This window comes from Microbacterium sp. W4I20 (assembly GCF_030816505.1).
Taxonomy (GTDB): Bacteria; Actinomycetota; Actinomycetes; order Actinomycetales; family Microbacteriaceae; genus Microbacterium.
The window spans coordinates 1,380,006-1,403,856 of record NZ_JAUSYB010000001.1; the positions used below are offsets into that span (position 1 = coordinate 1,380,006).

Below are 23,851 nucleotides of genomic sequence, written 5' to 3' on the forward strand. Positions count from 1 at the left end.
TTACTCACTCCCCTGGAGATATGTTCTCACAGGATTTCCGCAGGCCTGTGACCTAGGGACTTTCTTCGCCATCCGGAGGTGTCTGCTCTGGCGGTGTCTCCGTCGGAGGGTCCGTCGACTCCGTGGGCGGATCCGTTCCCTCGTCGGACGGCGGCGTCCCGCCGGACTCGTTCCCGGACCCCGGTTGTTCGCCGCCCTGATTCTGCTGACGATCGACCTCGAATCGCACCTGGTCCGCGGCCACCGCGACCAGGGCGTCCCGGTAGCGCTCCACCGCGGAGATCCCTGCCGGCGACCACAGGTTCGATGATCCGACGACGGCGGCCGCATCGGACAGGGCCGTGTGCAGGGCCTCGTCGGCGTCGGGGTATCGGGCGATCGCGGCCTCTGCCGCACCGGGGAACGACGCGCCGTACGCGGCCACAGCGAGTTCGGCGGGAGGCCGGAGCGCGTCGAGGCCGCTCCGCAGCGTCCGCAGCTCGACCGTGGCGGCATCCCCCGCGATCAGCTGTTCCTGCACGGCGTCGATCGCGCTCCCGACCTCCACGAGCGAATCCTCATCGAGCTCGGGGCGCACGTATTCCGCCGGCAGCTCGGGCACGGTGATCGCCGCGAGTCCCTTGGCGTAGGTGTCCAGTGCGGCGAGCGCGGTGGTCAGTGCCGCAGCATCCGTCACCTCGATCAACGCGCCCTCCTCCGACGATGCCGGGTCGGGTGCCGTGGATGTACTCACCAGAGCGGCCCGGAGGCCGGCGGCATCCGCGCCCTGGGATTCGACGTCGGCGAGGATGCGGTCCCGTGTGCTCACCAGCGACTGGTGCGCGTTCTGGATCGCGGCCTCGTCGGCCTCCAGCGCCTGCAGCGAACTCGCGGCGGGACTGGCGGTCGCCATCTGCACCGCACCCACCGTTCCCGCAGCCACGACGGAGACGACGGCCAGCACGCCGGCGGTCAACGCCAGCGCATCGACAGGCCGTCGGGCGCGTCGTCGCCTCGGCGGTGCGGCATCCGGCTCCGTGGCGATCGGGGCAGGCTGATCAGCCGCGGCGTCGACCATCCGGAGCAGCTCCCGGGCGTTCGCCAGCGGCCGCCGACCCGACGCGGCGCTCTCGCGCGGCGCGCCGATCATCTCGCCGAGACGCCGCACCGTGTGGTGGTCGTCCATCGGTGCCGTCCCGGAGTCCGCGGTGCGCGGACCATCCGGGAAGAGATCTCTCAGAGCCGTCATGTCGCCTTCGTGATATATCGGTATTCTCAAGAGACGATACCGCCGATCCGCCCCTTGAAACGCTGGAGCTCCATGGATTTCCCCGACTACGTGCGGGTGCTCCGTCGGCAAGTCGTGCTGATCGTCGCGGGCCTGCTCATCGGGCTGTCGACGGGCGCGCTCATCGCGATGTTCACCCCTCAGCGCTTCGAGGCGTCGGCCGAGGTGATGGTCACCGTCCAGGTCGCGGACGAAGCCACGACGTCCGAGCGGGCCATGGCAACCGGCTACGCCAACCAGGTCGTCGAGACCTACCGCACGATCGTCACCAGCTCGCTCGTCCTCGAGCCGGTCATCGAAGACCTCGACCTGCCGACGACGCCGGCAGGGCTCGCCTCACGCATCAACGCCTCGGTCGCCGCGAACAGCGCGATCATCACGATCGGAGTCGAGCACCGCAACCCCGGCCAGGCCGCGCGCATCGCGAACGCCGTCACCGAGAGCGTCACGATGACCATCGCCGAGACGCTGGAGAAGCGCGAGCAGGAGACCGCGTACTCGATTCGCATGGTCACCCTGCAGCCGGCGCAGGTCCCGACGGTCCCGGTCGCTCCGAACCTGCAGCTCTCACTCACGCTCGGCGCGGTCCTCGGCCTCGCGGCGGGCATCGGCGTCGCCCTACTGCGCGCGGCGCTCGACCAGCGGGTGCGGACCGCAGCGGACGTCGAATCCGCGGTCCCTGTGCCGGTGCTCGGACAGATTCCTCTTGACCCTGACACGGCATCGCGCCCGCTCGCCGTGGGCTTTGCACCCCAGAGTCGGCGAGCCGAGGCCTTCCGCTCGCTGCGCACCAACGTGCGGTTCCTCTTCACAGAAGGCCAGGGCGTCTTCGTCATCACGAGCTCCGGTCCCGGGGAGGGCAAGTCCACGACCGCGGCCAATCTCGCCCTGGCGTTCGCCGACGCCGGGCACCGTGTGGCACTCATCGACGCCGACCTCCGCCTCCCGCGCCTCGCCGAATACTTCGACATCGAGGGCAGCGTCGGCCTCAGCGATGTGCTGGTCGGCCGCGTCGAGCTGAACGCCGTCATCCAGCCCTGGGGGCGTCGGGCGCTCTTCGTGCTCCCCGCAGGAACCCTGCCACCCAACCCGGCCGAGCTTCTGGGCTCCCGCGCGATGGAAGAGCTCGTCGACGCACTCAGGGACGCGTTCGACGTCGTGATCATCGATGCGCCCCCGCTGCTGCTCGTCACGGATGCCGCCGTCATCGCCCGAGTCGCCACCGGAGCGATCCTCATCGCCGCCGCCGGATCGACTCACGCCAACCGTCTGGCAGACTCCGCGCGGAGCATCGAAGCCGTCGGCGCGCGCGTGCTCGGGACCGTCGTGACCAAAGCCGTCATGCGCGGAACCGACAAGTCCTCATACGACACCAGTCCTGCCTCTGCCCGCGCCTGAACCGGCTGGTCGGGAAAGCGCGCGCACCGCGCTGTGAAACAATGTCGAGAATCGACATGTGGCAGGTCCGATCGGGCGGTGCCGCACAGCAACAGGGGGAATCTGCCGCGTGGAACTTCGCGACTACGTACGTATCCTGCATCGCAACTGGATCCTCATCCTGGTTCTCCTCATCCTCGGCCTCGCCGGCGGAGCAGGGTACGCCGCGATGCAAGAGCCGAAGTACACGGCATCGACCCAGCTGTACGTGTCGGTGCGGACGGAGGGCGCCGCGACCGGCGACCTCGTCCAGGGCACGACCTTCGCGCGCCAGATGGTGACCAGCTACGTCGATGTCGTCGGAACCGCGCTCGTGCTCGGACCGGTGATCGAGGAGCTCGACCTGAAGGACAGCGTGGCGGGTCTCAGCGGCCGCGTCACCGCGACGACACCGCTCAACACCGTGCTGATCGACATCACGACCACCGACCGCGACCCGGACCAGGCCGCGGCGATCGCCAACGCCGTCGCCTCGAGCTTCCAGGACGCCGTCCAGAACACCCTCGAGCAGCCCGCGGCGGAGGGGGCTGTCAGCCCGGTGCGCATCAACGTCACCGAGCCGGCCGTCGCGCCGACCGCGCAGACCAGCCCCAACGTCCGCATGCTCATCGTGCTCGGTGGCATCCTCGGATTGGCTCTGGGCATCGCTGTCGCGGTGCTGCGCACCGTGCTCGACAACCGCATCCACACGCTCCACGACATCGAGGCGCTGACCGATCGTCCGGTCCTCGGTGGCATCGCCTACGACCCGGAGGCGTCGAAGCGTCCGCTGATCGTGCACGCCGACCCGCGCAGCCCGCGCTCCGAGTCGTTCCGCAGTCTGCGCACGAACCTGCAGTTCCTCAACGTCGATCAGGGACCGCGCATCTTCGTCGTCTCGAGCGCCGGGCCTGGCGAGGGCAAATCGACCACCACGGCGAACCTCGCCATCGCGCTGGCCGAGACCGGCGCACGGGTGGCGCTGGTCGACGGCGACCTGCGCCTCCCCCGCGTCGCCGACTACATGGGCATCGAGGGCAATGTCGGATTGACCGACGTGCTGATCGGCCGGGTCGACGTGGCGGATGCGCTCCAGAAATGGGGCGCCAACGACCTCTACGTGCTCCCCAGCGGCCAGGTGCCGCCCAATCCCAGTGAGCTCCTGGGATCCGCCGCGATGGACCAGGTGCTGAAGCCCCTCGGCGAGTACTTCGACTACGTCCTCATCGACGCTCCGCCCCTGCTGCTGGTGACGGATGCCGCGGTCGTGGGGAGCAAGACGCGTGGCGTGATCGTCGCTGCGGCATCCGGTAAGACCAAGAAGCAGGAGCTCGCCGGAGCCCTGCGCACGCTGGAGACCGCCGGCGTGAACCTGCTCGGTGTCGTCGTGACGATGCTGCCAACGAAGGGCCCGGACAGCTACGGCTACGGCGCCTACACGTACGGCGCGACGCACGAGGCCGATGGTGCGGCGAAGCGCCGGACGAAGCGCCGGCGCTCGAAGGCCTGAGACTTCCTCCGACTCCTCCTCCCCTGTTCGGCGACGTTCCTCGGTTCTGCGTCGCTCCCGTGGCAGTTGCTGCGGGTTCAACGCCGCCGAACCAGCACGAAGTGCCACGGGAGCAGCGTTTTGCCTGTGGATAGAGCAGACGAGGCGCCGGACAAGGCCGCAAAACTCGGGGAATGAACCCCGCTGGACAGTTGCCGTCCGAACTCGGAGCGAACTTCAGCATCGCGGAAGCACGAGAGGCAGGCGTCGCTCCCAGTCGTCTTCGCGCCAACGACCTCGTGACGCCTTTCCGCGGCGCGCGTCGCCGCCTCTTCGATACAACCGCATCGGATGCCGCGGCCGAGTCCGATGACCGGGATGGACCGCACGCGATCCGACGGGATCTTCTCCGAGCGGGAGCTCGCGACTATGCACCCCGGATGCATCCGGAGCACTTCTTCACCTCGGAGACCGCAGCCGCTCTGTGGGGCGGGCCCCTCCCTCTCCCGCGCTCACGGGAGCGAGAGCCGTCGGCACCCCCTCCCGTGCACGTCGGCGTCTTCGGAACCGGCTCTCTGCCGCGGATACCGGGCGTCGTCGGGCATCGCATGCGACCCGCCACCATCTCCGTCTGCGAACTCGGCGGCAGCCGCATCACCACCCCCGCGAGCACCTGGGCGAGTCTCGGCTCTCTGCCCCTGCATGACCTCGTCGCTCTCGGTGACTACTTCTGCCGCATCTGGCGAGTCGGATACGGGCGTCCCGATGCCGGCAGGTCGCCTCTGGCCACGGTCGACGAGCTTCGAGCCGCCACCGGATCGGGTCGCCGGGTCGGTGTGCGGCGGCTGCGCGAAGCCGTGGAACTCGTTCGGACGGATTCCTGGTCACCGCGGGAGTCGAAGGTTCGCTGCGTCCTCCTCGACGCGCGGCTCCCCGAACCGCGGCTCAACATCGACGTCTTCGACGAAGAGGGTCGCTTCCTCGCGTGCGTCGACTTGGCCTACCCGGACCTCAAAGTCGCGATCGAGTATCACGGCCTGCTGCACAGCGCGACGTATGCGCGTGATGTCGAGCGCATCGCTCGGCTGCGAGCCGCAGGGTGGATAGTCCTCGAGGTCACGGCGGAGCTCCTCGGTCGACCCGACGATCTGGTTGCCCGCGTCCGCGCTGCCATCCGTTCGCGCCGGTGACCGCTCCCGTGGCAGTTAGTGCGGGTTCCGAGCCTCTGAACCCGCAGCAACTGCCACGGGAGCGGGTCAGGCGGCCGGAGCCTCGGGCTTCGGGGAGACCCGGAAGACGATCCAGTGGTACAGCACGAAGCGGAGCATCACCACGATGACGATGCTGAGGAGGTTCACCACGTTGACGGCGACCGCTCCGGGCGTGCGACCGAGCAGCCCCGCGACGACTTCGACCCCCGCCCAGACGAGTGCCGCGCCGATCGCCGTGCAGACCGCGTTCGTCGCGAGGAACAGGGCGACCTCTGCGGTCCTCCCCCGACGGTCGCGGTGGCGGAACGTCCACTCCCGGTTCCCGATGTACGCGTTGACCAGAGCCACGAGCGACGCGACGATCTTCGCGCCGACGACATCCCAGCCCCACACGTAGACGAGGAGGTTGAAGACACCGACCTCGATGAGGGTGCTCAGGGCGCCGACGACGAGGAAGCGGCTGCCCACACCGGCGAGCCGGCGCAGTCGTGAGGGAGGATTCATGGCTCAACTAGGCTACTTGCAGAACCTCCCGCGCCCCGCCATCTCGAGGACCCCAGTGACTGTCTCCCATCTCGCCGTCGTCATGCCCGCCTTCAATGAAGACGAGGGCATCCGAGGGTTCATCGACGAGATCAGGAACTGCGTGGCACCTCTGGCCGACCGCGTCAGCTTCCACATCGCCGACGATCGGTCGACGGATGCGACGGCAGCGGCCTTCGACGGCGTCGAGGACGTGACCGTCGAGGTGCAGCCGACGAACCGCGGTCATGGCCCGACCGCCCTGGCCGCCTACCGCGCCGGTCTGGGTGCGAACCCCTCGGTGCTGGTGCACGTCGACGGCGATGGCCAGTTCTACGGCCGTGACTTCCCTCGCCTACTCGCCGCCCTCGCGCAGGCCGACGCCGACGTCGTCCACGGCGTCCGCGACGGGCGCTCCGATCCCTGGTACCGCAAGGCCCTGACCGCCGCCGTCGGCATCCTGATCGCCCTGGCCGCGGGGCGGCGCATCCCGGACGTCAACACACCGCTGCGCGCCTATCGTCCCGATGCACTGCGGGTGCTCGTCGACGCGGTCCCTGCGGATGCATCCGTGCCGCACGTGCACTTCTCCCTGGCCGAGGCGCGCGCGGGCTTCACTGTGCGGTACCTCCGGGTCGCGAGCATCCCGCGGCGCGGTGCGTCGACGACGGGGACCATGTGGGGTCGTGGCTCGGGCGTGAGCCTCCCTCCCAAGCGCCTCCGCCAGTTCGTGCGCGGTGCTCTGAGTGAGGCATGGGCGCTCTCGCTGCGTCCGTCGGCGCCGCTGCGCAGCATCCGTCGTCCGGAGCCCGCAGCGCGATGACCCGCACCCGGACGATCCTGTTCTGGGCGATCGCCGCCGCTCTCCTCGTGGGACACGTGATCGTCGCGTGGCACAGCCTCGTCGTCTGGCGGTTCTGGGAGGACGAGGCGTTCAACCTGACGGTTCCGCGGAACCTGCTCGCCGGGCTCGGTTACTCGAGCGACGGAGCCCTCTCCGGTTCGACCATCACACCCTTCGACCCCCGCATCTCGACGGGGCCGGTGGTGCTGCTCCCCGTCGCGCTCCTGCTCGCCACGGGCATCGATCCGGTCATGGCGGCACGCCTCATCCCCCTGGCCTACTGGGTGCTGCTGCTGGCCGGCCTCGTCGTGATCGGGCGGAGGATCGGCGGTCGCTGGGCGGCGCTGCTCGCCGCGGCCGTTCCGCTCGCATTCACCACCAGCGCGGGGTTCTCCCCCATCCAGGGTCCCGCCGATCTGCTGGGCGAGATCCCCGCGGCCGCGCTCATCGTCTGGGCGCTGATCGTGCTGCCCCGTCGGGCGTGGCTGGCCGGCCTCCTCGTCGGCCTCGCCGTCCAGGCCAAGCTCATCGCCCTGCTCGCCCTGCCCGCATTCGCGATCGCGCTGTGGGTCCTCTCCGACGGCACCGGCCGGGCGCGCTTCCGCGACCTTGTGCGTCGCTCCTGGTTGCCTCTCGTGCTCGTTGCCGCGCCGACGCTTCTGCTCGAGGTCGTCGCGCTCCTCTCTCTCGGTGTCCCCGGATACGTCCAACACGTGCGCTCACTCGGGGGCTTCCTGCTGAGCGGCGGGCAGGGTGACGCGGCGACCTCGGTGCTCCAGAAGCTGGGCACACTCGCGGATTCCTGGTCTCTTCCCGCGATCGTCGCGGTCATCGGTGCGGTCATCGCCCTCGGACTCGCCGCGGCAGGCGTGACCCGGCAGTGGCGCACCGCATCCCCCGAAGACCGAGTCGTGATCGCCTACGCGCTGGCCGCGTTCGTCGGAGCGCTCGCGTTCATCGGCTGGTGGGCGACCGCGTCACGTCTGCCCCTGTGGGTGCGCCACCCGGCCCCCGGGGTCTTCGCGTTCTTCCCGATCCTCGCCGCCGTCGCCGTCTGGGCGGTCGTGCGGATGCCGCGGCGCACCGTCCTGCGGGTCACGGGGGTCGTCGCGGCGTCGGTTCTGGCGCTCGTCGTCGGTGCCGGAGCCGTGCTGCACGTCGTGGCCGTGAGCACGGCCCAGACCTACACGCTGCAGCGTCAGCAGGATGAGATCGCGCCGATCGCCGCCTGGGTCGCGGAGAACGACGTCGAATGGTTGGCCGCATCGCCGTGGGGCTACGCGGTGGCGCCGATCGTGCTCAGCGGCGCGCACCTCGGCATGTTCGACGCACCCGCGATGGCGGACGTGCCTCGCCTCACGCGAGATGCGTGCACCACCGAGGTCCTCCTCGACGCCGGCGCCTACCGCGTCTGCGCTGCGCCCTGATCGGGTCGCGCGATTCGTGCGTGCGGATCGCGTGCGACCGCTGCCGCACAGAGAACGCCCCGCCCGAGGAGATCGGGCGGGGCGTTCTCGCTGTTCTTCGCGTGAGACGGCGATGAGTCAGAGCGCCAAGCGCTCCTGCACCACCGTGGCGAGGCGATCGGCGTAGGCGCGGACCGACTCGGCGTCGGCCGCTTCGACCATGACGCGCACGAGCGGCTCAGTGCCGGACTTGCGCAGCAGCACGCGTCCGGTGTCACCCAGTTCCGCCTCGACCTCGCGGACGGCCTGCTGCACGCCCTCGTCGTCGGCGACCCGATCCTTGTCGACGTCGCGCACGTTGATGAGCACCTGCGGATACACGGTCATCACCGAGGCGAGCTCGGCGATCGACCTCTTCTGACGTGCCATCTCGGCTGCCAGGTGGAGGCCGGTGAGCAGGCCGTCGCCCGTGGTGGCGAATTCGCTCATGATCACGTGACCGGACTGCTCGCCGCCCAGCGCATAGCCGCCGGCGTTCATGTCCTCGAGGACGTACCGGTCGCCCACGGCCGTCTGGCGCACCGTGATGCCGTGCTCGCGCATCGCGACGTGCAGACCGAGGTTGCTCATCACGGTCGCGACGAGGGTGTCGTCGGTGAGGTGACCGCGCTCCTTCATCGAGAGCGCGATGATCGCCATGATCTGGTCGCCGTCGATGTGGTTGCCCTCGGCGTCCACCGCGAGACAGCGGTCGGCGTCGCCGTCGTGGGCGATGCCGATGTCGGCGCCCAGACGCACGACCGCCTCGGCGAGGTTGTCGAGGTGCGTCGAGCCGACGCCGTCGTTGATGTTCCAGCCGTCGGGCTCCGCACCGATGACGGTCACCTCGGCGCCCGCATCGCGGAACGTCTCCGGGGAGACGCCGGATGCCGCGCCATGGGCGCAGTCGAGCACCACGTGGATGCCGTCGAGCCGGTTCGGGAGCGAGCCGAGGAGGTGCAGGACGTAGCGATCCTCCGCGTCGGAGAACCTCTCGATACGACCGACGCCGGCGCCGGTCGGACGCAGCTTCTCGCCCGCCATGGCCTCTTCGATGCGCTGTTCGACGACGTCGGGGAGCTTTCGCCCGCCGCGCGCGAAGATCTTGATGCCGTTGTCGGGCGCCGCATTGTGTGACGCGGAGATCATCACACCGAAGTCGGCGTCACGATCGGCGACGAGGAATGCGAGTGCCGGCGTCGGGATGACCCCGGCTTCGAGCACGTCGACCCCGGACGAGGCGAGTCCTGCGGAGACCGCGGCCGTGAGGAAGTGTCCCGAGACGCGGGGGTCACGGGCGACAACTGCGAGGAGTCGCTTGCCTTCGGCTTTGCGAGACTCCGCAGTACGGCCCTGGCCCAGGACGACAGCAGTCGCCTGGGCCAGGGTGAGCGCGAGGTCGGCGGTGAGGATGCCATTGGCAAGTCCTCGCACACCGTCCGTGCCAAAGATCGGCATCGGAGCAGTTGACCTTAACGCTTCGAGTACTGAGGCGCCTTACGGGCCTTCTTGAGTCCAGCCTTCTTGCGCTCCTTGACGCGAGCGTCGCGCGAGAGGAAGCCGGCCTTCTTCAGGGTCGGACGGTTGTTCTCCTCATCGATGCCGTTCAGCGAACGGGCGATGCCGAGGCGCAGCGCGCCGGCCTGACCCGAGGGGCCACCGCCGGAGATGCGGGCGATCACGTCGTACGAACCGGCGAGGTTCAGCACCGTGAACGGGTCGTTGATCAGCTGCTGGTGCAGCTTGTTCGGGAAGTAGTCCTCGATCGTACGGCCGTTGACCGTGATCGTGCCGGAGCCGGGGACGATGCGCACGCGGGCGATGGCCTGCTTGCGACGGCCGACTGCGGCGCCCGGGACGTTGAGCACGGGGCGGGGAGCCGCCTCGACTGCGTCGGTCTCGGGGGTCGAGGTCGAGAAGCTCTGGGGGTTTTCGGTGGTGTCCTGGATGTCAGCCACGAGTATGTCCTTAAGTCTTTACGGCGCTTACTGGGCGACCTGGTCGAGGGTGTACGGCACGGGCTGCTGAGCGGCGTGCGGGTGCTCGGCACCGACGTACACCTTGAGCTTCGTCAGCTGCTGACGGCCGAGGCTGTTCTTCGGGAGCATGCCACGGATGGCCTTCTCCACGGCGCGGACCGGGTTCTTCTCCATCAGCTCGGCGTAGGTGACCGACTTGAGGCCGCCCGGGAAACCGGAGTGGCGGTAAGCCAGCTTCTTCTGGAGCTTCTGACCGGTGAGCGCGACCTTGTCGGCGTTCACGATGATGACGAAGTCACCCGAGTCGATGTGGTTGGCGAAGGTCGGCTTGTGCTTGCCACGCAGGAGCGTGGCGGCGTGCGATGCCAGACGACCGAGAACGACGTCGGTGGCGTCGATGACGACCCAGCTGCGCTGGACCTCGCCGGCCTTGGGGGTGTAAGTGCGCGTCACGATAGTGCTGCTTTCTTATGTCGAACGGAGAAGTTCGTGAATCCCACTCCGGGGTGGTTCTTCCCAGGGGGAGGAACACGCCAGTGGAGGGCTCACGTTCGGATGATGCTCCGCCTCCGCAGTACAGGGACGGGCACCAAAGAGACAGCATACGCCACCCGACGCCCTTCCCCAAACCGGGTCACCCGATCGTGGTGCGCTCCCCCGCCGTGAGCACCCGGAGGCGATCGCTCCGGCCCGCGTACGCGAACATCCCGATCAGACGCTCCCGGGTCTCGGAGAAGTGGAACCAGCCCTCGGCGTGCACCGGCACGATGACGGCGTCCGACAGGACCTCGGCGGCTTCGAGGGCGGTCCGCGCGTTCAGCGTCAGGTCGGCGTCTCCGAAGCGACCCACGTTGGCAGCGCCGGCGAACAGCACGGCCACGTCGATCCGCGGGAAGCGCCCGGCGATCTCGCGGACGACGTCGACCGAGGCGTTGTCGCCCGACACGTACACCGTCGACTCCCCCTCCGCCTCGAGCACGAATCCGGTGACCGCCCCGGACAGCGCCTCCGCACCCTCCGGGCCATGCAGCGCAGGCACGGCCGTGATGGTCACCGCCCCGATCCGATGCTGCTGCCACGGTGCGAGGCCGGTGACCTGCGGGATTCGCGTCGCGGAGTCGGCTGTGCCGAGCACGAGCGGCACAACCGGCAGCAGCTCGCGTCCCGCGTGATCGAGGTTGTCGTCGTGCTGGTCGTGCGAGAGCAGCACGACGTCGATCGCACCGGGAGCGGATGCCGGCACCGCGGGCCCCGTGAACTTGTACAGCGTGATCGGTCCGGGATAGTCGCCCGGCTCGTCGAACGTCGGATCCGTGAGGAAGGAGAGCCCCGCGTAGGTGAGGTGCAGGGTCGGTCCGCCGACCAGGAGCGCGGAGATCTGAGTCATGTGCTGCCTTCAGTCGGCGTCGACGGTCACGAGGATGGGCCGGTGGTCGCTCGAGCCCTGCGGCAGCGTCGTGATCCCCTGGATCTCGAACCCCTTGGAGGTCGCGAAGTCGTAGTGCCCGCGGAAGACGCGGTACCGGGTGTACGTGTGATCGTCGCTCATCGTCAGCGAGTAGCCGTGATCCCGCACGGCCTGACCGAGGTTCTCCTTGAAGATCGGGTAGTTGTAATCCCCGACCATGAGCTGCGGGAGCCCCTCGCCGAGCGAGGCGAGCTCGTCGAGTGCCGCGCGGATCTGATGGCGTCGCAGCGAGTTCAGGGCTGTGAGCGGCGCGGCATGGAACGAGGCGACGATGAAGTCGCGGCCGTCGTCGATGTCGCGCAGCCGGGCTCCGAGCACCCGCTCGTGCGCCGGCTTGGCGATCCGGTCATGCAGCGACTTCTTGAGCCCCAGCATCCGGATGCCCTGCAGGTGATAGGCGCTCTGCCGGTAGTAGAGCGCGATTCCGAGCCGGTTGCCCTGGGTGGCATCGGCGAGGACCAGATCGCCGATCTCGGAGGGCAGCTCCACGACATCGCATTCCTGCAGGCAGAGGATGTCGGGATCGTGCGCGCTCACGAGCGCGGCGAGCTCACCGGCGGCCTTGTGCTTCTGGAGGTTGTACGAGATGACCTTCATGACCGTTCCACGCTACCGCTCGAGCCTGTGGTCTGGCTCCGATCACTCGTCGTATCCCCAGCGGATGCCGAGCACCCCCGGCCCGAATCCGTGCCGGGCGAGATGGACCGATCCGCTGCGTACCGACCGCATGGCCGAGACGTACTCGTCGTCGGTCTCGCAGTACTCCTCGCACCAGCTGGGCAGCGCGTCGGGGTGGAAGCGCACCCAGATGAGGGTCTCCCGCGCCGCGCGGGTGGTCCCGTGCCAGGCCGACTGCCGTCGCGGGTACCCGGGAGGGAACGTCTCGGTGAACTGGAAGAGGGTGGTCGCCCCCGTGGTGATCGGCTCGTCGAGAGCGATCACCACACCCGAGAGCAGCCGACCGGGATGCAGATACTCGCGCACGACGCGTCCGCCGATGACGTCCGAGATGACGGAGAGCGCGTCCGTCTCCATAGGGGCGATGTCGATCAGGGGTATCTCCGCGAGGGATCCGCGCGTCGCCTGCACCAGGCACCTCATCACGATGCTCTCCACGGCGCCGTCCCGGCCGACCTCGACGGTGAGTTGGGTCGAGAGGTCGCGCAGCGCGTCCTGCTCCACCGACCCGAGCGCGGCCAGGGTCTCGGCGGTCTCCCGGTTCTCGCGCTCCTCGTCGAACGGCAGCCGCGGTGGAGACATCGGTCCGAGGCGCGCGGAGGGTCCGAGCAGCGAGCTCAGGTGCCCGCGATGAAGGCCGAGCCGATCCTCGATGCCCTCGACGACGCTCAGAGACTGCGCGCCCTCCGGCTGTCTGGCGCCGGAACGCCAATAGCTGAGGGTCGCCATCGACACGGGATTTCCGTCGTCGACGAGGAGGGTCTGCAATCGAGACAGGGTGATCCCGCGCTCCGCGATGGCGGCGCGGAGCGCTCCGGCGAACGCACCGCGCTGGTCGAATCGCTGTTCCATCGCCTCACCCCCGTGGTGCCCGACCGTACCGATGCGATCAGCATATTGGTCAGATCGGTCGGGTGGGAGTCAACGGCGACGCATCCTGCGGGGGCGCTTTCCCCTCTTGGCGCTGTCCGCTGTCGGGTCTCCCTTCGCCGGGCTGTCGAGGTCTCCGGGGAATGCTCTGTCACGGATCGCCTGACGTTCGCGGCGGCTGCGCCCGGCATCCGTCCAGCCCAGAAGCAGAGCGACGACGATGAGGCCGACGGCCGCGATCAGCGCCGCATCCGCGTCGAAGAGATCGGCGTCGGCCCAGACGACGCCGGTGGCGATGACGATCACGCTCGCCGCCACCGCGCTCAGGCCGTACTGGAGCCGGACCATCGCCCTGGTTCCCGAGACGAGGGGCGTGAGCAGGACCGGGGAGATCCGTCGCGGCGCATCGGACGAGAGCCACCGGACGAGCGCGACTTCGCGCACGGCCTGCAGCACGACACCGCCGATCCAGGCGATCACGGCGATCGCGGCGCACGCGGCGAGCGCGATGCCGCTGGCGAGGCTGAGCACGTCGATCCCGTTCTCGATCGGCTCGTCCCAGTAGACCGGGTCGCAGGTGCGGCACTGCTGACGCATGTAGACCGAGAGCATGAAGGCGCCGAGGGCGACGAACGTCGCCGTCGTGAGAACAGCGGCCACCTTGGCGAGGGTGCGTGCGGTCGGCACCGTGAGCCAAGCCGGGGGCGCGACCCGCACCGCCGCGTCGCGACGACGGGCATCCGCCGCATTCGCCTCCGGCACGAGACGCTGCCACCGCGCGTTCAGCTGTCCCAGGCGCGACGAGGTCGATCTCACACCTCGGCGCCCGGCGATCCGCAACAGCCACCCCGCCAGTGCGATCGCGCCCATCACGGCCAGAGCGATCCAGCTGACGGCGTCTTCACGCAGGTCTTCCGTGAAGAGCAGGCCGATCGCGAAGATCACTCCGAGCCCCACCAGAACCCAGAAGATGGTCGTTCCCGTGGTCTGCAGCAGTGCGAACGGCGACTTCGCCAGGCTGAGGCGGAGGCGCCGCTGCGGCACGCCGTCGGGATTCTCCCTGGCGGATGCTTCAGCGGCATGGAACGCGGCAAGACGTTCGGCCGTGGCGATCAGTGGCACGCCGATGCCGAGGACCGCTCCGGCCAGCAGGATGACGCCCATGCTCGCGCGGAACACCGGGTCGAGATCGATCTGCTCGTATTGCGACGAGAGCGCCTCCTCCCCCACGATCCCCATCACGAGGATGCCGGCGAAAGCGTAGAGGGTGCCGACGATGAGGCCGATGCAGGTGTCGACGCAGGCCCGCCAGAACGACCACGCCGGAGACGTGACCTCGACGAAGGATGCCGACATGATCAGTCGCTCGCCACGTCGCGGCGGGCGCGCGTCTGCTCCGCGCGTGCCGACAGGAGCTCATCGGCCGGGTAGCCGACCTCGGTGAGCGTGAGGCCCCGGGCGGCGAGCACCTTGAACTCGCTCGTGCGCGTCAGGGCGTCGCGGAGGATCGCGAGGTCTCCGATGTCGAGGCGCCCCTCCCCCACCGCGACGCAGCCGCCGACGAGTGCTCTCACCATGCTGTGGCAGAAGGCGTCGGCCTTGACCTCGGCCACGAGCACGCCCTCCGCATCCCGCGACCAGCGGTAGTCGAGGAGCGTGCGGATCGTCGTCGCCTCTTCGCGCGGCTTGCAGTAGGCCGCGAAGTCATGCAGCCCGATGAGGGTCTGCGCGGCGGCATCCATCGCCTGCTCGTCCAGACGCCCGCGGATGCTGGTGGTGTCGAGGCGCCGCAGCGGATCGAACCCCGCCTGCTGGTCGGCGAGGCGGTAGCGGTAGCGGCGCCACACCGCGGAGAACCGGGCGTCGAATCCCTCCGGCGCGATCGACGATCGGGTGACCGTCGCGTCGGAGTAGGCGCCGAGCACCCCGCGCATGCGTCCGGCGATCGAGCCGGCGGGGTCTTGTGCTGCGCGACCATGGCGCGCCTCGATGCGACCCCACTGCGTCTCGTCGAGGTCGACGTGCGCCACCTGGCCGGTCGCGTGCACCCCGGCATCCGTCCGTCCGGCGACGACGAACTGCACGTCGGAGCCGACGATCCGCGCGAGCGCCGCCTCGAGAGTGCCCTGCACCGTGCGGAGAGTCGGCTGCTTCGCCCATCCGCGGAAATGGGTGCCGTCGTAGGCGATGTCGAGCCGGATTCGCACGAAGCCAGCCTAGGACAAGCCCGTCGGCGCTCAGATGCCCCCGTCGATGGAGCGGATCGTGACACTCGGCTCGTCCGGCACCATCACCTCGGTGTCGCGGTTGAGGCTCTCGCCGCGGAAGAACCGCTTCGACCGCGGGAAAAGGAACCAGGCGAACATCAGCACGAGCCCGAAGGCCAATGAGCCGATGCCGATCACGAACGTGCCGCCGATGCCGAGGAGCTCGGTGTAGCCGTAGTCGATCTGCCACATGTCGATCGCGGACTGCACGAAGGCGTAGGTGAGCATGAGCGCGCCGAGGAGCGGGAACAGCCCCTTGAAGAAGAAGTCGCGGGCGGAGCTGGTCAGATCCTTGCGGAAGAACCAGACGCAGGCGAACCCGGTGATGGCGTAGTAGAAGGCGATCGCGAGGCCGAGCGAGAGGATCGAGTCCTGCAGGATGTCGTCGCTGATCAGGGTCATGCCGATGTAGTACGCGGTGGCCACCACACCCATCACGATCGTGGAGAACGAGGGCGTCTTGTAGACCGGATGCACATCCTTGAACTTCGCCGGAAGAGCCCGGTAGACGCCCATAGCGAGGGTGCCGCGGGCGGTCGGGAGGATCGTGGTCTGCGTCGACGAGACCGCCGAGATGATGACGGCGACCACGAGCACCCACCCGAACGGGCCGAGCAGCCCGTCTTTGATCGCCAGGAAGAAGTCATCGGCGTTGGCCTCGTTTCCGAGCCCGGTGCCCGTCTCCCCCAGCCCCGCGTACATCATGGCCGCGATCGTGACGCCGACGTAGGTGAAGAGCAGGATGACGGTGGTCAGCAGCGCGGCGCGACCGGGGATGCGCTTCGGGTCCTTGGTCTCCTCGTTCAGGGCGAGGCAGGTGTCCCAGCCCCAGTAGATGAAGAGCGCGAGCAGGATGGCCTCGATGAATCCCGAGTAGTCGGCGAAGGCGAAGGGGTTCAGCCACTCGAGGTCGAACGGCGTCGGGTTCGGGGCGGTGCCGGAGAAGAACTGCCACAGCGCCGTCACGACGAAGATCGCGAGGGCGAGGTACTGGATGCCGAGCAGGATGTTCTGGATGCGCTCGCCGATCTCGACGCCGCGCCAGCTGACCCAGGTCATCGAGGCGATGAAGAGCACGGCGACGAGGACGACGCGCCAGTCGTTGTTCTCGAGATCCTGCCCGATCAGCGACCAGAAGTAGACGGAGGCGATCTGGGCGAGGTTCGCGAGCACCACCATGCCGGCGACCGTCACTCCCCAGCCGCCCATCCAGCCCACCCACGGGCCGAACGCCTTGGTGCCCCAGGTGAAGGTCGTACCGCAGTCGGGCACCGCGTTGTTCAACTCGCGATAGGCGAAGGCGATGAGCAGCATCGGCACGAACGCGATGATGAACGCGATCGGCGCCTGGGCACCGACCGCGAGCACCACGAATCCGAGCGTCGCCACGAGGGAGTACACGGGGGCGGTCGAGGCCAGACCGATGACGGTCGATCCCCAGAGTCCCAGTGTGCCTGCAGCCAGACCCTTGCCGTCGGGTCGTTCCAGATGAATCGGCGTCGTTGCGGCCATGTCAGAACAGTAGGGCCGCTGCGGTTCTCGCGTCAATCCTTTTCTTCGGGCGACGGATTCCGCGGTCTTAGCGCTGTTTGGACGATGGAATCCGCAGAGTCAGTCCCGACCGAGCATCCCGTCGGCGTGGTCGGCGACCCACTCCATGAGGGGCAGCATCCGCTCCATCAGATCGCGACCCAGCGGGGTCAGGCTGTATTCGACGTGCGGAGGCACGGTCGGCAACGATTCGCGATGCACCAGACCGTCGTCGGCGAGAGTGCGCAGTGTGGAGGCGAGCATCTTCTCGCTGATCCCGTCGACCGCGCGCCGCAGTTCGCCCCAGCGGTGCGTGCCATCCGAGAGAGATGACAGCACGAGCACACCCCACTTGCTCATGATGTGGTCGAGCACGACCCGTGTCCCGCACCCCTGATCGAAGACAGAGGGGATCGACTCCTTGATCTGCGCAAAACTCACCGACATGTAGGTACCTTACTTCAAAGTGGGTACCCGACGGGCGGAATGTATCGAACCGGCGTCGGGGTTGTCAGTGGAGTCACCCACGAAAGGACTCTCATGACCATCCTCGTCACCGGCGCCACCGGCAACCTCGGCCGTCTCATCATCGCCAGCCTCCTCGAGCGCGGAGCCGATCCGCAGTCGATCGTCGCCGGCGCCCGCGATGTCGCGAAGGCCGCCGACCTCGGCGTGCGCGTCGCGCATCTCGACTACACGCAGCCCGCCACGGTCGCCGCCGCGCTCGACGGAGTCGACTCGGTGGTCCTGGTCTCGGGTTCCGAGGTGGGGCAGCGCGTCGCGCAGCACCAGGCCGTGATCGACGCCGCGAAGGCTGCGGGCGTCTCGAAGTTCGTCTACACGAGCGCGCCGAAGGCCACCACGAGCGACCTCGTCCTCGCGCCCGAGCACAAGGCGACGGAAGAGCTCATCGCCGCAGCCGGTCTTCCCGCCGTGATCCTCCGCAACAACTGGTACACCGAGAACTATGCGGCCGACCTCTCCCGTGCGGCCGAGACCGGCGTGGTCTCGGCCGGCCGTCGGTGACGGGCGCATCGCCTCTGCCAGCCGCAAGGACTTCGCGGAGGCCGTCGCCGCCGTGCTGCTCGAGGACGGGCACATCGGCGAGACGTACGAGCTCGGCGGAGACGTGGCCTGGAACTACGACGATCTCGCTGCGGCGATCTCCGAGGTGGTCGGACGGCCGGTCCGGTACGAGTGCCAGACCGCCGACGAGCAGCGTGCCGCGCTCGAGAGCGCCGGACTCGACGCGGGCACCGTCGGCTTCGTCGTGGCCCTCGACGAGGGCATCCGCAACGGCGCGCTCGCCGAGACCGACGGCACGCTGGCGCGGCTCATCGGCCGGCCGACGACGCCGCTCGTGGAAGGGCTCCGGGTGATCGCCTGAGCGTCCCCGTCCCCACGGATGCGCCCCGCCTCCTCCGACCGAGGAGGCGGGGCGCATCCGTTCGCCGCTCAGGAAGCCTCGGGCGGCTGCACGTACACGACGTTGAGAGTGATGCTGTCGCGCGTCAGGCCGCCCGCGTGGAGCAGGCCGTCGACCGCCTCGTGGACCGCCCGGAGGATCGCGGCCGCTCCCGAGCGGAAGTCGATCCCGATGGATGCCTCCACCGCGACCCCGCGCTCTCCGGAGATCACGGTCACGATCGGCTGGCTGTCGTTGCGGACCCGCAGCACCTCCGCACCGGTTCGCACCAGGTTCGAGATCAGGGAGCCGGAACGGTACACGCTGTGCACGCCCGGCGTCTCCCGCACCGTCTTCTCCACCGCGGCGGCGAGATCCGCACGAGCTTCCGTCGTCATCGGTCCTGCTTCGTCCACGACGACACCTCCTGGATGTCTCTGATCGCGATGTCGATCGCGACGATGTTCAGCTCGGTGTGACTGCGCAGCCGCACGCCGACCTCTTCGCGAAGCCTCTCGGCGGCCAGGACGATCGGCTCTCCGAGCAGGGCGTTCGCTTCGATCTCTATCCGGATCGGCGCCCCGGGATCGGTGACGTCGCCTTCGAGCCGGCAGCGGCCGACGAGCAGCCCCGGCACCGTGTTCTCCGCCGAGCGGATCAGCCCGCGGACCGCGCCCTCGGTGATCGCCAGGTCGATAGTCGCCTCCGGCGACTCGAACGGGATCCGGCGGCCGGCGCGTGCGTCGAGCGCGATGCCGCTGAGGATGCGGTCGACCCAGCCCGGATCGACCTCCGGCGATGCGGCAGCGTCTGCGGCGATGAGTTCGGCGCCCAGACCGTGCAGCCGATCGAGTGCATCGAGCGCGAGCTGACAGCCCGGCGATTCGTCGATCGACCTGTTGGCTGGCTGTCGGCCGGCGTCGAGGTAGTCGGTCAGCTCGTCGAGGGTGTGCCCGTCGAGGTCCGTCGGTTCGAGGCCGAGTCGGCGAAGGTCAGCGCGTTCGTCGTCGGTCATCGCCACTCCTCCATCCGTACGATCATGTATTTCCGTGCACGCGCAAGCAGTCCTCGCGCGGTGGTCAGGGGAATGTCCAGCTCCTCGGCGATCTCCTCGTACGAGTAGCCGCCGATCTCGCGCAGCACCCAGCATTCGCGCTGCGCGTCGGGCAGTTCACGGAGAGCGGCCCCCAGTGCGGCGACCTCCGCTCGCACCTCGACGACGGCGGACGGCGAGGCGTGCAGCGGCGCCGGCCGGTCGATCAGGTCGATGTCGACGGCGGGGCGCAGGGCGCGGATGCGGTCGACGGCCTTCCGGCTCACGATCCGCATCAGCCAACTCTTCACCTTCGCCGGGTCCTCGAGTTCGCTGAACCGCTGCCAGGCGGTCACGAAGGACTCCTGCACGATGTCGTCGACGTCGGCCGATGCGTTCAGCATCCGCTGCGTGTACGCGCGCATCATCGGCGTGTACCTCCGCACCAGCACCGCGAACGCCTCGACGTCTCCGTCCATCGCCCGGCCGGCGACGATGCGGTCGTCGGCGTCTTCGAGCATCCTGCGAAAACGCTCGTCTGCCATATGCCCCACTCCTCGCTCAGCTCCCCTGGGAGATTCGGAACGGACGCCGCATCGGATCGGATCGGATCACTCCGCACCCAGCTTCCTCCTGCGACGTTCGGACCACTCCACATGCTGTGCATTCCTCACTCCTCAGAGCTTCGATCGGCACGTAGGCCGTGGGAGAACGACACGCGTGCGTCGCGTCTCCGATACGAAGCCGGCGAGGGGAGGAACCCGAGAGCCCCTCCCCTGACGCCGTCACTTCTTGAAGGCGTCCTTGACGTCCTCGACACCGTCGCGGACGTTGCCCTTGACCTGGTCGGCCTTGCCCTCGGCGACGAGCTCGTCGTTGTTGGTGACGTTACCCACCGCTTCCTTGGCCTTGCCGGCGATCTTCTCTGCAGCGGCCTTGATCTTGTCCTCAGCGCCCATGGCGTCTCCTCTTCCTCATATCGATCTCGACTCTCGGGACCGAATCCTCGCGCGGATGCTTCCGCGCGCAAATTCTGTTTCATCCGGCAGTTCCGCTCGGCCTCAGCTTGTCACTGCACTCTCGCCCTGGACTGGAACGCGTCGCGCCAACGCCGGTCCGAGAGGTGCAGCATCACCGGGACGCGACTGCCCAGCAGGGCGTCCCAGTCGCTGATCGCGGCCTCTGCCGCGGACACGACGTTCGCGAGCGAGGCTCCGGGACGGACGATGACCGCGAGTTCGATCGCGCGGGTCTTCTTCACCCGGTAGGCGCTGGCTCGGGCCGAGAGCACATCGGGCCGGTCGAGCAGCGGGCCGGTGAGCACGGCGTCGGCGACGCTCGCGTCGACCGTCGTCCGCCCGTCTTCGGCATCGATCCACAGCACGCTCTTCGTGCGCCCGCGGCCTCGCGTGCAGACGAAGACCAGGAGCAGCACGGTGAGCACGACCACGACGGCCGCAGCGATGAGCAGGAGAACGGGCACCGCGCCGATCCCGCCCAGGTCGACACTCCATCCGGCTGCCGTGACCCAGGCGTCGGATACCGCCGCGACAGGCTCCCGGAACCAGACCGGCGGATCGCCGGCCGCAAAGAGCCCGGATGCGAGTGTGGCGGCACCGGCGGTCAGCAGGATCACCCCGGCGAGGAACAGCAGTACGCGGTTGGTCACACGGTTCGTGGCGTTCATGCGATGACTCCTTCGGCGGTGACGACGATGCGCGGCGTCGCGGCGAAGCCGATGCTCGACACCGTCTCGCTCAGGGCGGACTCAGCGGCAGCGCGATCGATCGCCCTACCACTCGTCGGGGTGATCCGCACGGTCGCGATCCGGCGTCCGACGGTCACGGATGCCTGCCCGCGGGTGATCCCGGTGCGCCGTGCGACCGCGTCGGCGATCGAGTCGGCGATCACACCGTCGTCGACGAGCAGGGCGGTGCGCTCCGTCGTGCGAGCGCGGCGGGGGCGCCGTCCCGGCGTCACGGCGAGAACGATCAGCACGAGAGCGAGGATCACGAGCACGATGCCGGCGGTGATGGCCGCGGGCTGCGTCCGGGCGAACTCCGCCGTGCCTGCGAACCAGGCGGTGGCCGTCTCGCGGAACAACGGATCGACGAGCCACCAGATCCCCCCGGCGATCAGCGCGATGAGTAGGACGAGGAAGACGGACGCGACGACCACGGCCGGGAGGGTCCGCGGCGCGTGGGTCTCGCGACGGAGCACGCGACGATACGTCGCCTTTTCGTTCGTCATCTGACCCTCTTCTCTGTGATTCGGCGGACGCCGGCGTAACGGACGTCGACCATTCCCACCGACCTGCCGGCAAGCTCCTTCATGCCGTCGACGACGCCGCGACGGAGCTCCTCGCCCCGTTCGACGATCGTCGCTCCCGACGCTCCGGTGATCGCCACGGGTACCGTGACCGACACGCGCAGCGCTCCCCGCTCATCGGCGAGGTTCACCGAGACATCGCGCACCGAGACCCGGGCGGTGTCGCTCGCGATGCCGCTGGCGAGTCGCTGCAGCGCTCGGCTGGTGAAGGTCGTCGTCCCTCGGACTTCGACCGGCACCGCCTCGTCTGCAAGGTCGATCGTCATGATGACGAGCGCCGGCCCCGGAAGACGTCGGCGAGCGCACGCACGTCGAGTCGACCGTCGATGATGCGTCCGACCGCGGCGCCGATCAGCATGGCCACCGCGACGAGCACGAAGGCCCAGAAGCCGAACGCGATCCAGGTGAGTGCGAGCACTGCCGCGACACCCGCGCCGATCACCGAGGCGTTCACAGGACTCGCGCCTCAGGGGCAGCGGCCGTGTCGTCCTCGGACGGGATGTGCACGTCGTTGACCGTGACGTTGACCTCGGCGACGTCCATGCCGACCAGCTCGACCATTGCGCGGTGGATCGCCGCACGCACGTCGTCCGCCACCTTCTGAAGCGATACCGGGTAGGCGGCGACGATGGTCACGTCGACGGCGACCTGGGTCTCGCCGACCTCGACGGAGATCCCCTGGGTGAGGTCGCTGGTGTTGAGCGCATCGCGGATCGCGCCGACCATGCGGGCGGCTCCTCCGCCGAGTGCGTACACCCCGCTGACCTCACGGGCCGCGATGCCTGCGATCTTCGCGACGACGCCGTCTTCGATCGTCGTCCTCCCGGTCGCGGTGTCCGTCGTGATCGTCTGCTGCGGTGCGACGACCTGCGTCTTGGCCTGGGTGCCGCCGGTCACATTCGCCATCATGAACTCCTTCATCTGTATGCCGCGTCCGATCGGGACCCGGGTCGCACTTCAGCGACACCACTAGGACGGATGCCGGCGCCAGAACGTCACGAATTCGTCGAAGAATCTTTTCGGCGGGCGCTCGGCGACGCGCGAAGGCCCGCATCCTTCGCGGGATGCGGGCCCTTCGCGGTCGGTTGTCGACTACGGGAGGTCGGAGACCTCCACGGAGTCGTCGTCCTCGTCGTTCTTGGCCTCGGGGAGGTCGTCGGGCTCCGGATCGTGATCATTGGTCACGATGTCGGCATCCACTCCGGTGGCGTCGACCTCGCGGTTGGGGTCAGGGGCGGCCTGGGGGTCTGACATTCTCGTCTCCGATCGTCATGCGGGCAGGACAATCAGTCTCCGTCGTCGACGACGGAGCAGACGATCCCCTTGACATCCGCCGAGGACGCCGCCGCTGTCAAGGGGCTACTTCCGGTGCGGCGAGTGCCGCATCCTGCATGCTGGGGACAGTCAGGAGAATCATGGAGCAGGCTTCAGGCCCACGGTTCACCCTCGTACGGGTGGGCGCGACCGACTGGGCTGTGCACGATTCGCATTATGCGAACGGCGATCACCGCCGCGTCGTGTGTCGGATCTACGAAGATGCTCCCACCGACGTCGAGGTGCTGTGGCTGCGAGACCTGCCGCTGGCGCTGCGCTATTCGTCCGTGCAGGACGTGGTCGAGGCAGTCCAGCGCTTCCAGGACGCGTCTCGCGCGACGCGCCCCATCCCCATCCCGCATCTTCCGCCGCCGACGGATCCGCGCGACCGGCGCTGAGGTTCGGCCGCTGAGACCCGGCCGCTCAGTACTCCCACTCGGGGATCATGAACTCGGACAGGGCGAGAGGCGGATCGGTCGCCGACTCGACTTCGACGCCGATCATGACGTGCGTCGTCGTGGATATCAGTGCGCTCAGCGACATCGCGTCCGTCTGGAAATGGACGAAGGTGCCCGGGGATTGGGCTGCCTCCTCGATCCGGTCCATCAGTTCGACGAGATCCTGTCCCGGTGCCAGCAGGAAGTCGCGACCGTCGATCTCGACGTGGGTTCTGGTGTGCTCCAGTACGTGGATCATGAGGCGACGGTACGCCTCGACGGCCGCTCCACGCAGGGGCTTGCGCTCGGGCACAAGATGACCACCGGATCGGGAGCGGCCGTCGGGTC

At 68.7% G+C, this 23,851-nt stretch carries 29 protein-coding genes and 1 pseudogene; 7 read left to right on the forward strand and 23 right to left on the reverse strand.

Translation table 11 applies throughout. The features are described 5' to 3' along the window. Window positions 1-52 precede the first annotated feature (52 nt). Window positions 53-1,228, reverse strand: a complete 1,176-nt coding sequence (locus QFZ21_RS06670; RefSeq protein WP_307375752.1) for a hypothetical protein — start codon at window positions 1,226-1,228, stop codon at window positions 53-55. A 72-nt stretch (window positions 1,229-1,300) separates the two neighbouring features. Between QFZ21_RS06670 and QFZ21_RS06675 the strand changes: the two genes are divergently transcribed. The 3 genes from QFZ21_RS06675 (at window position 1,301) to QFZ21_RS06685 (ending at window position 5,362) form a co-directional block, all read left to right on the forward strand. After that, on the forward strand, window positions 1,301-2,665 hold the full coding sequence (locus tag QFZ21_RS06675) for a polysaccharide biosynthesis tyrosine autokinase (RefSeq protein WP_307375754.1): 1,365 nt from the start codon (window positions 1,301-1,303) through the stop codon (window positions 2,663-2,665). Between the two features lie 109 nt (window positions 2,666-2,774). Further along, the gene (locus QFZ21_RS06680; protein ID WP_307375756.1) at window positions 2,775-4,193 is read left to right on the forward strand and encodes a polysaccharide biosynthesis tyrosine autokinase; all 1,419 of its coding nucleotides are present in this window, start codon (window positions 2,775-2,777) and stop codon (window positions 4,191-4,193) included. 173 nt (window positions 4,194-4,366) lie between these two features. After that, window positions 4,367-5,362, forward strand: coding sequence for a hypothetical protein (locus QFZ21_RS06685; protein ID WP_307375757.1), 996 nt, complete (start codon window positions 4,367-4,369; stop codon window positions 5,360-5,362). A 66-nt stretch (window positions 5,363-5,428) separates the two neighbouring features. On the opposite strand, the gene QFZ21_RS06690 is transcribed toward QFZ21_RS06685, so the two are convergent. Then, window positions 5,429-5,887, reverse strand: coding sequence for a GtrA family protein (locus QFZ21_RS06690; RefSeq protein ID WP_307375760.1), 459 nt, complete (start codon window positions 5,885-5,887; stop codon window positions 5,429-5,431). A 55-nt stretch (window positions 5,888-5,942) separates the two neighbouring features. Between QFZ21_RS06690 and QFZ21_RS06695 the strand changes: the two genes are divergently transcribed. Together QFZ21_RS06695 and QFZ21_RS06700 are read left to right on the forward strand one after the other, a co-directional pair. Next, window positions 5,943-6,728 carry a glycosyltransferase family 2 protein gene (locus tag QFZ21_RS06695; RefSeq protein WP_307375762.1) on the forward strand — a complete coding sequence of 262 codons (786 nt, stop codon included), beginning with the start codon at window positions 5,943-5,945 and terminating at the stop codon, window positions 6,726-6,728. Next, entirely contained in the window at window positions 6,659-8,176 is a 1,518-nt protein-coding gene (locus tag QFZ21_RS06700; RefSeq protein ID WP_307375765.1) for a hypothetical protein, read from the forward strand. Before QFZ21_RS06695 ends, QFZ21_RS06700 begins: the two co-directional genes overlap by 70 nt. Window positions 8,177-8,293: 117 nt before the next feature. Here QFZ21_RS06700 and glmM read toward each other — a convergent pair whose 3' ends face one another. The 10 genes from glmM to QFZ21_RS06750 form a co-directional block, all read right to left on the reverse strand. Then, window positions 8,294-9,652, reverse strand: a complete 1,359-nt coding sequence (gene glmM, locus QFZ21_RS06705; protein WP_307375768.1) for a phosphoglucosamine mutase — start codon at window positions 9,650-9,652, stop codon at window positions 8,294-8,296. 14 nt (window positions 9,653-9,666) lie between these two features. Then, complete coding sequence (rpsI, locus tag QFZ21_RS06710) at window positions 9,667-10,152, reverse strand: 30S ribosomal protein S9 (RefSeq protein ID WP_307375770.1); 486 nt, start codon at window positions 10,150-10,152, stop codon at window positions 9,667-9,669. 27 nt (window positions 10,153-10,179) lie between these two features. Continuing rightward, complete coding sequence (rplM, locus tag QFZ21_RS06715; protein WP_307375774.1) at window positions 10,180-10,626, reverse strand: 50S ribosomal protein L13; 447 nt, start codon at window positions 10,624-10,626, stop codon at window positions 10,180-10,182. Between the two features lie 181 nt (window positions 10,627-10,807). After that, window positions 10,808-11,560, reverse strand: a complete 753-nt coding sequence (locus QFZ21_RS06720; protein ID WP_307375777.1) for an MBL fold metallo-hydrolase — start codon at window positions 11,558-11,560, stop codon at window positions 10,808-10,810. Between the two features lie 9 nt (window positions 11,561-11,569). Further along, a complete protein-coding gene (locus tag QFZ21_RS06725; protein ID WP_307375780.1) occupies window positions 11,570-12,238 on the reverse strand; it encodes an endonuclease/exonuclease/phosphatase family protein in 669 nt (222 codons plus the stop codon). 42 nt (window positions 12,239-12,280) lie between these two features. Then, on the reverse strand, window positions 12,281-13,171 hold the full coding sequence (locus QFZ21_RS06730; protein ID WP_307375783.1) for a hypothetical protein: 891 nt from the start codon (window positions 13,169-13,171) through the stop codon (window positions 12,281-12,283). Between the two features lie 69 nt (window positions 13,172-13,240). After that, window positions 13,241-14,545 carry a hypothetical protein gene (locus tag QFZ21_RS06735; RefSeq protein WP_307375785.1) on the reverse strand — a complete coding sequence of 435 codons (1,305 nt, stop codon included), beginning with the start codon at window positions 14,543-14,545 and terminating at the stop codon, window positions 13,241-13,243. 2 nt (window positions 14,546-14,547) lie between these two features. Continuing rightward, complete coding sequence (gene truA, locus QFZ21_RS06740; protein WP_307375787.1) at window positions 14,548-15,396, reverse strand: tRNA pseudouridine(38-40) synthase TruA; 849 nt, start codon at window positions 15,394-15,396, stop codon at window positions 14,548-14,550. Window positions 15,397-15,426: 30 nt separating this feature from the next. Next, window positions 15,427-16,968, reverse strand: coding sequence for an APC family permease (locus QFZ21_RS06745; RefSeq protein ID WP_307375789.1), 1,542 nt, complete (start codon window positions 16,966-16,968; stop codon window positions 15,427-15,429). Between the two features lie 99 nt (window positions 16,969-17,067). Then, the gene (locus QFZ21_RS06750; protein WP_307375791.1) at window positions 17,068-17,433 is read right to left on the reverse strand and encodes a helix-turn-helix domain-containing protein; all 366 of its coding nucleotides are present in this window, start codon (window positions 17,431-17,433) and stop codon (window positions 17,068-17,070) included. Window positions 17,434-17,526: 93 nt separating this feature from the next. Between QFZ21_RS06750 and QFZ21_RS06755 the strand changes: the two are divergent. After that, window positions 17,527-18,373, forward strand: a pseudogene (locus tag QFZ21_RS06755) (SDR family oxidoreductase). 68 nt (window positions 18,374-18,441) lie between these two features. On the opposite strand, the gene QFZ21_RS06760 reads toward QFZ21_RS06755, so the two are convergent. The 10 genes from QFZ21_RS06760 to QFZ21_RS06805 form a co-directional block, all read right to left on the reverse strand. Next, a complete protein-coding gene (locus QFZ21_RS06760) occupies window positions 18,442-18,789 on the reverse strand; it encodes a hypothetical protein (RefSeq protein ID WP_307375794.1) in 348 nt (115 codons plus the stop codon). Beyond that, a complete protein-coding gene (locus tag QFZ21_RS06765) occupies window positions 18,786-19,406 on the reverse strand; it encodes a hypothetical protein (protein ID WP_307375799.1) in 621 nt (206 codons plus the stop codon). Before QFZ21_RS06765 ends, QFZ21_RS06760 begins: the two co-directional genes overlap by 4 nt. Continuing rightward, a complete protein-coding gene (locus QFZ21_RS06770; protein WP_307375802.1) occupies window positions 19,403-19,969 on the reverse strand; it encodes an RNA polymerase sigma factor in 567 nt (188 codons plus the stop codon). The genes QFZ21_RS06765 and QFZ21_RS06770 overlap by 4 nt, the downstream gene beginning before the upstream one ends. A gap of 240 nt (window positions 19,970-20,209) precedes the next feature. Then, window positions 20,210-20,383, reverse strand: a complete 174-nt coding sequence (locus tag QFZ21_RS06775; protein WP_307375805.1) for a CsbD family protein — start codon at window positions 20,381-20,383, stop codon at window positions 20,210-20,212. A gap of 110 nt (window positions 20,384-20,493) precedes the next feature. Then, entirely contained in the window at window positions 20,494-21,111 is a 618-nt protein-coding gene (locus QFZ21_RS06780) for a hypothetical protein (protein ID WP_307375808.1), read from the reverse strand. Then, window positions 21,108-21,674, reverse strand: coding sequence for a DUF6286 domain-containing protein (locus tag QFZ21_RS06785; RefSeq protein WP_307375810.1), 567 nt, complete (start codon window positions 21,672-21,674; stop codon window positions 21,108-21,110). The genes QFZ21_RS06780 and QFZ21_RS06785 overlap by 4 nt, the downstream gene beginning before the upstream one ends. Next, on the reverse strand, window positions 21,671-22,018 hold the full coding sequence (locus tag QFZ21_RS06790) for a hypothetical protein (RefSeq protein WP_307375813.1): 348 nt from the start codon (window positions 22,016-22,018) through the stop codon (window positions 21,671-21,673). Before QFZ21_RS06790 ends, QFZ21_RS06785 begins: the two co-directional genes overlap by 4 nt. Continuing rightward, complete coding sequence (locus tag QFZ21_RS06795) at window positions 22,015-22,206, reverse strand: DUF2273 domain-containing protein (protein ID WP_307375818.1); 192 nt, start codon at window positions 22,204-22,206, stop codon at window positions 22,015-22,017. Before QFZ21_RS06795 ends, QFZ21_RS06790 begins: the two co-directional genes overlap by 4 nt. Continuing rightward, a complete protein-coding gene (locus tag QFZ21_RS06800) occupies window positions 22,203-22,658 on the reverse strand; it encodes an Asp23/Gls24 family envelope stress response protein (RefSeq protein ID WP_307375820.1) in 456 nt (151 codons plus the stop codon). Before QFZ21_RS06800 ends, QFZ21_RS06795 begins: the two co-directional genes overlap by 4 nt. 186 nt (window positions 22,659-22,844) lie before the next feature. Further along, window positions 22,845-23,006, reverse strand: a complete 162-nt coding sequence (locus QFZ21_RS06805) for a hypothetical protein (protein WP_307375823.1) — start codon at window positions 23,004-23,006, stop codon at window positions 22,845-22,847. Between the two features lie 161 nt (window positions 23,007-23,167). Here QFZ21_RS06805 and QFZ21_RS06810 point away from each other — a divergent pair, with 161 nt between their 5' ends. Beyond that, window positions 23,168-23,464 carry a hypothetical protein gene (locus QFZ21_RS06810; RefSeq protein ID WP_307375825.1) on the forward strand — a complete coding sequence of 99 codons (297 nt, stop codon included), beginning with the start codon at window positions 23,168-23,170 and terminating at the stop codon, window positions 23,462-23,464. A gap of 25 nt (window positions 23,465-23,489) precedes the next feature. On the opposite strand, the gene QFZ21_RS06815 is transcribed toward QFZ21_RS06810, so the two are convergent. Beyond that, a complete protein-coding gene (locus tag QFZ21_RS06815; protein ID WP_307375828.1) occupies window positions 23,490-23,762 on the reverse strand; it encodes a hypothetical protein in 273 nt (90 codons plus the stop codon). Window positions 23,763-23,851 lie beyond the last annotated feature (89 nt).

Excerpts from the sequence above, each read along its gene's own strand:
- QFZ21_RS06670 (WP_307375752.1), bottom strand. The coding sequence starts at position 1,228 with ATGACGGCTCTGAGAGATCTCTTCCCGGATGGTCCGCGCACCGCGGAC.
- QFZ21_RS06675 (WP_307375754.1), top strand. The coding sequence starts at position 1,301 with ATGGATTTCCCCGACTACGTGCGGGTGCTCCGTCGGCAAGTCGTGCTG.
- QFZ21_RS06685 (WP_307375757.1), top strand. The coding sequence starts at position 4,367 with ATGAACCCCGCTGGACAGTTGCCGTCCGAACTCGGAGCGAACTTCAGC.
- QFZ21_RS06690 (WP_307375760.1), bottom strand. The coding sequence starts at position 5,887 with ATGAATCCTCCCTCACGACTGCGCCGGCTCGCCGGTGTGGGCAGCCGC.
- QFZ21_RS06700 (WP_307375765.1), top strand. The coding sequence starts at position 6,659 with ATGGGCGCTCTCGCTGCGTCCGTCGGCGCCGCTGCGCAGCATCCGTCG.
- glmM (WP_307375768.1), bottom strand. The coding sequence starts at position 9,652 with ATGCCGATCTTTGGCACGGACGGTGTGCGAGGACTTGCCAATGGCATC.
- QFZ21_RS06720 (WP_307375777.1), bottom strand. The coding sequence starts at position 11,560 with ATGACTCAGATCTCCGCGCTCCTGGTCGGCGGACCGACCCTGCACCTC.
- QFZ21_RS06725 (WP_307375780.1), bottom strand. The coding sequence starts at position 12,238 with ATGAAGGTCATCTCGTACAACCTCCAGAAGCACAAGGCCGCCGGTGAG.
- QFZ21_RS06730 (WP_307375783.1), bottom strand. The coding sequence starts at position 13,171 with ATGGAACAGCGATTCGACCAGCGCGGTGCGTTCGCCGGAGCGCTCCGC.
- QFZ21_RS06735 (WP_307375785.1), bottom strand. The coding sequence starts at position 14,545 with ATGTCGGCATCCTTCGTCGAGGTCACGTCTCCGGCGTGGTCGTTCTGG.
- QFZ21_RS06745 (WP_307375789.1), bottom strand. The coding sequence starts at position 16,968 with ATGGCCGCAACGACGCCGATTCATCTGGAACGACCCGACGGCAAGGGT.
- QFZ21_RS06750 (WP_307375791.1), bottom strand. The coding sequence starts at position 17,433 with ATGTCGGTGAGTTTTGCGCAGATCAAGGAGTCGATCCCCTCTGTCTTC.
- QFZ21_RS06760 (WP_307375794.1), bottom strand. The coding sequence starts at position 18,789 with ATGACGACGGAAGCTCGTGCGGATCTCGCCGCCGCGGTGGAGAAGACG.
- QFZ21_RS06765 (WP_307375799.1), bottom strand. The coding sequence starts at position 19,406 with ATGACCGACGACGAACGCGCTGACCTTCGCCGACTCGGCCTCGAACCG.
- QFZ21_RS06770 (WP_307375802.1), bottom strand. The coding sequence starts at position 19,969 with ATGGCAGACGAGCGTTTTCGCAGGATGCTCGAAGACGCCGACGACCGC.
- QFZ21_RS06775 (WP_307375805.1), bottom strand. The coding sequence starts at position 20,383 with ATGGGCGCTGAGGACAAGATCAAGGCCGCTGCAGAGAAGATCGCCGGC.
- QFZ21_RS06780 (WP_307375808.1), bottom strand. The coding sequence starts at position 21,111 with ATGAACGCCACGAACCGTGTGACCAACCGCGTACTGCTGTTCCTCGCC.
- QFZ21_RS06785 (WP_307375810.1), bottom strand. The coding sequence starts at position 21,674 with ATGACGAACGAAAAGGCGACGTATCGTCGCGTGCTCCGTCGCGAGACC.
- QFZ21_RS06790 (WP_307375813.1), bottom strand. The coding sequence starts at position 22,018 with ATGACGATCGACCTTGCAGACGAGGCGGTGCCGGTCGAAGTCCGAGGG.
- QFZ21_RS06800 (WP_307375820.1), bottom strand. The coding sequence starts at position 22,658 with ATGGCGAATGTGACCGGCGGCACCCAGGCCAAGACGCAGGTCGTCGCA.
- QFZ21_RS06805 (WP_307375823.1), bottom strand. The coding sequence starts at position 23,006 with ATGTCAGACCCCCAGGCCGCCCCTGACCCCAACCGCGAGGTCGACGCC.
- QFZ21_RS06810 (WP_307375825.1), top strand. The coding sequence starts at position 23,168 with ATGGAGCAGGCTTCAGGCCCACGGTTCACCCTCGTACGGGTGGGCGCG.
- QFZ21_RS06815 (WP_307375828.1), bottom strand. The coding sequence starts at position 23,762 with ATGATCCACGTACTGGAGCACACCAGAACCCACGTCGAGATCGACGGT.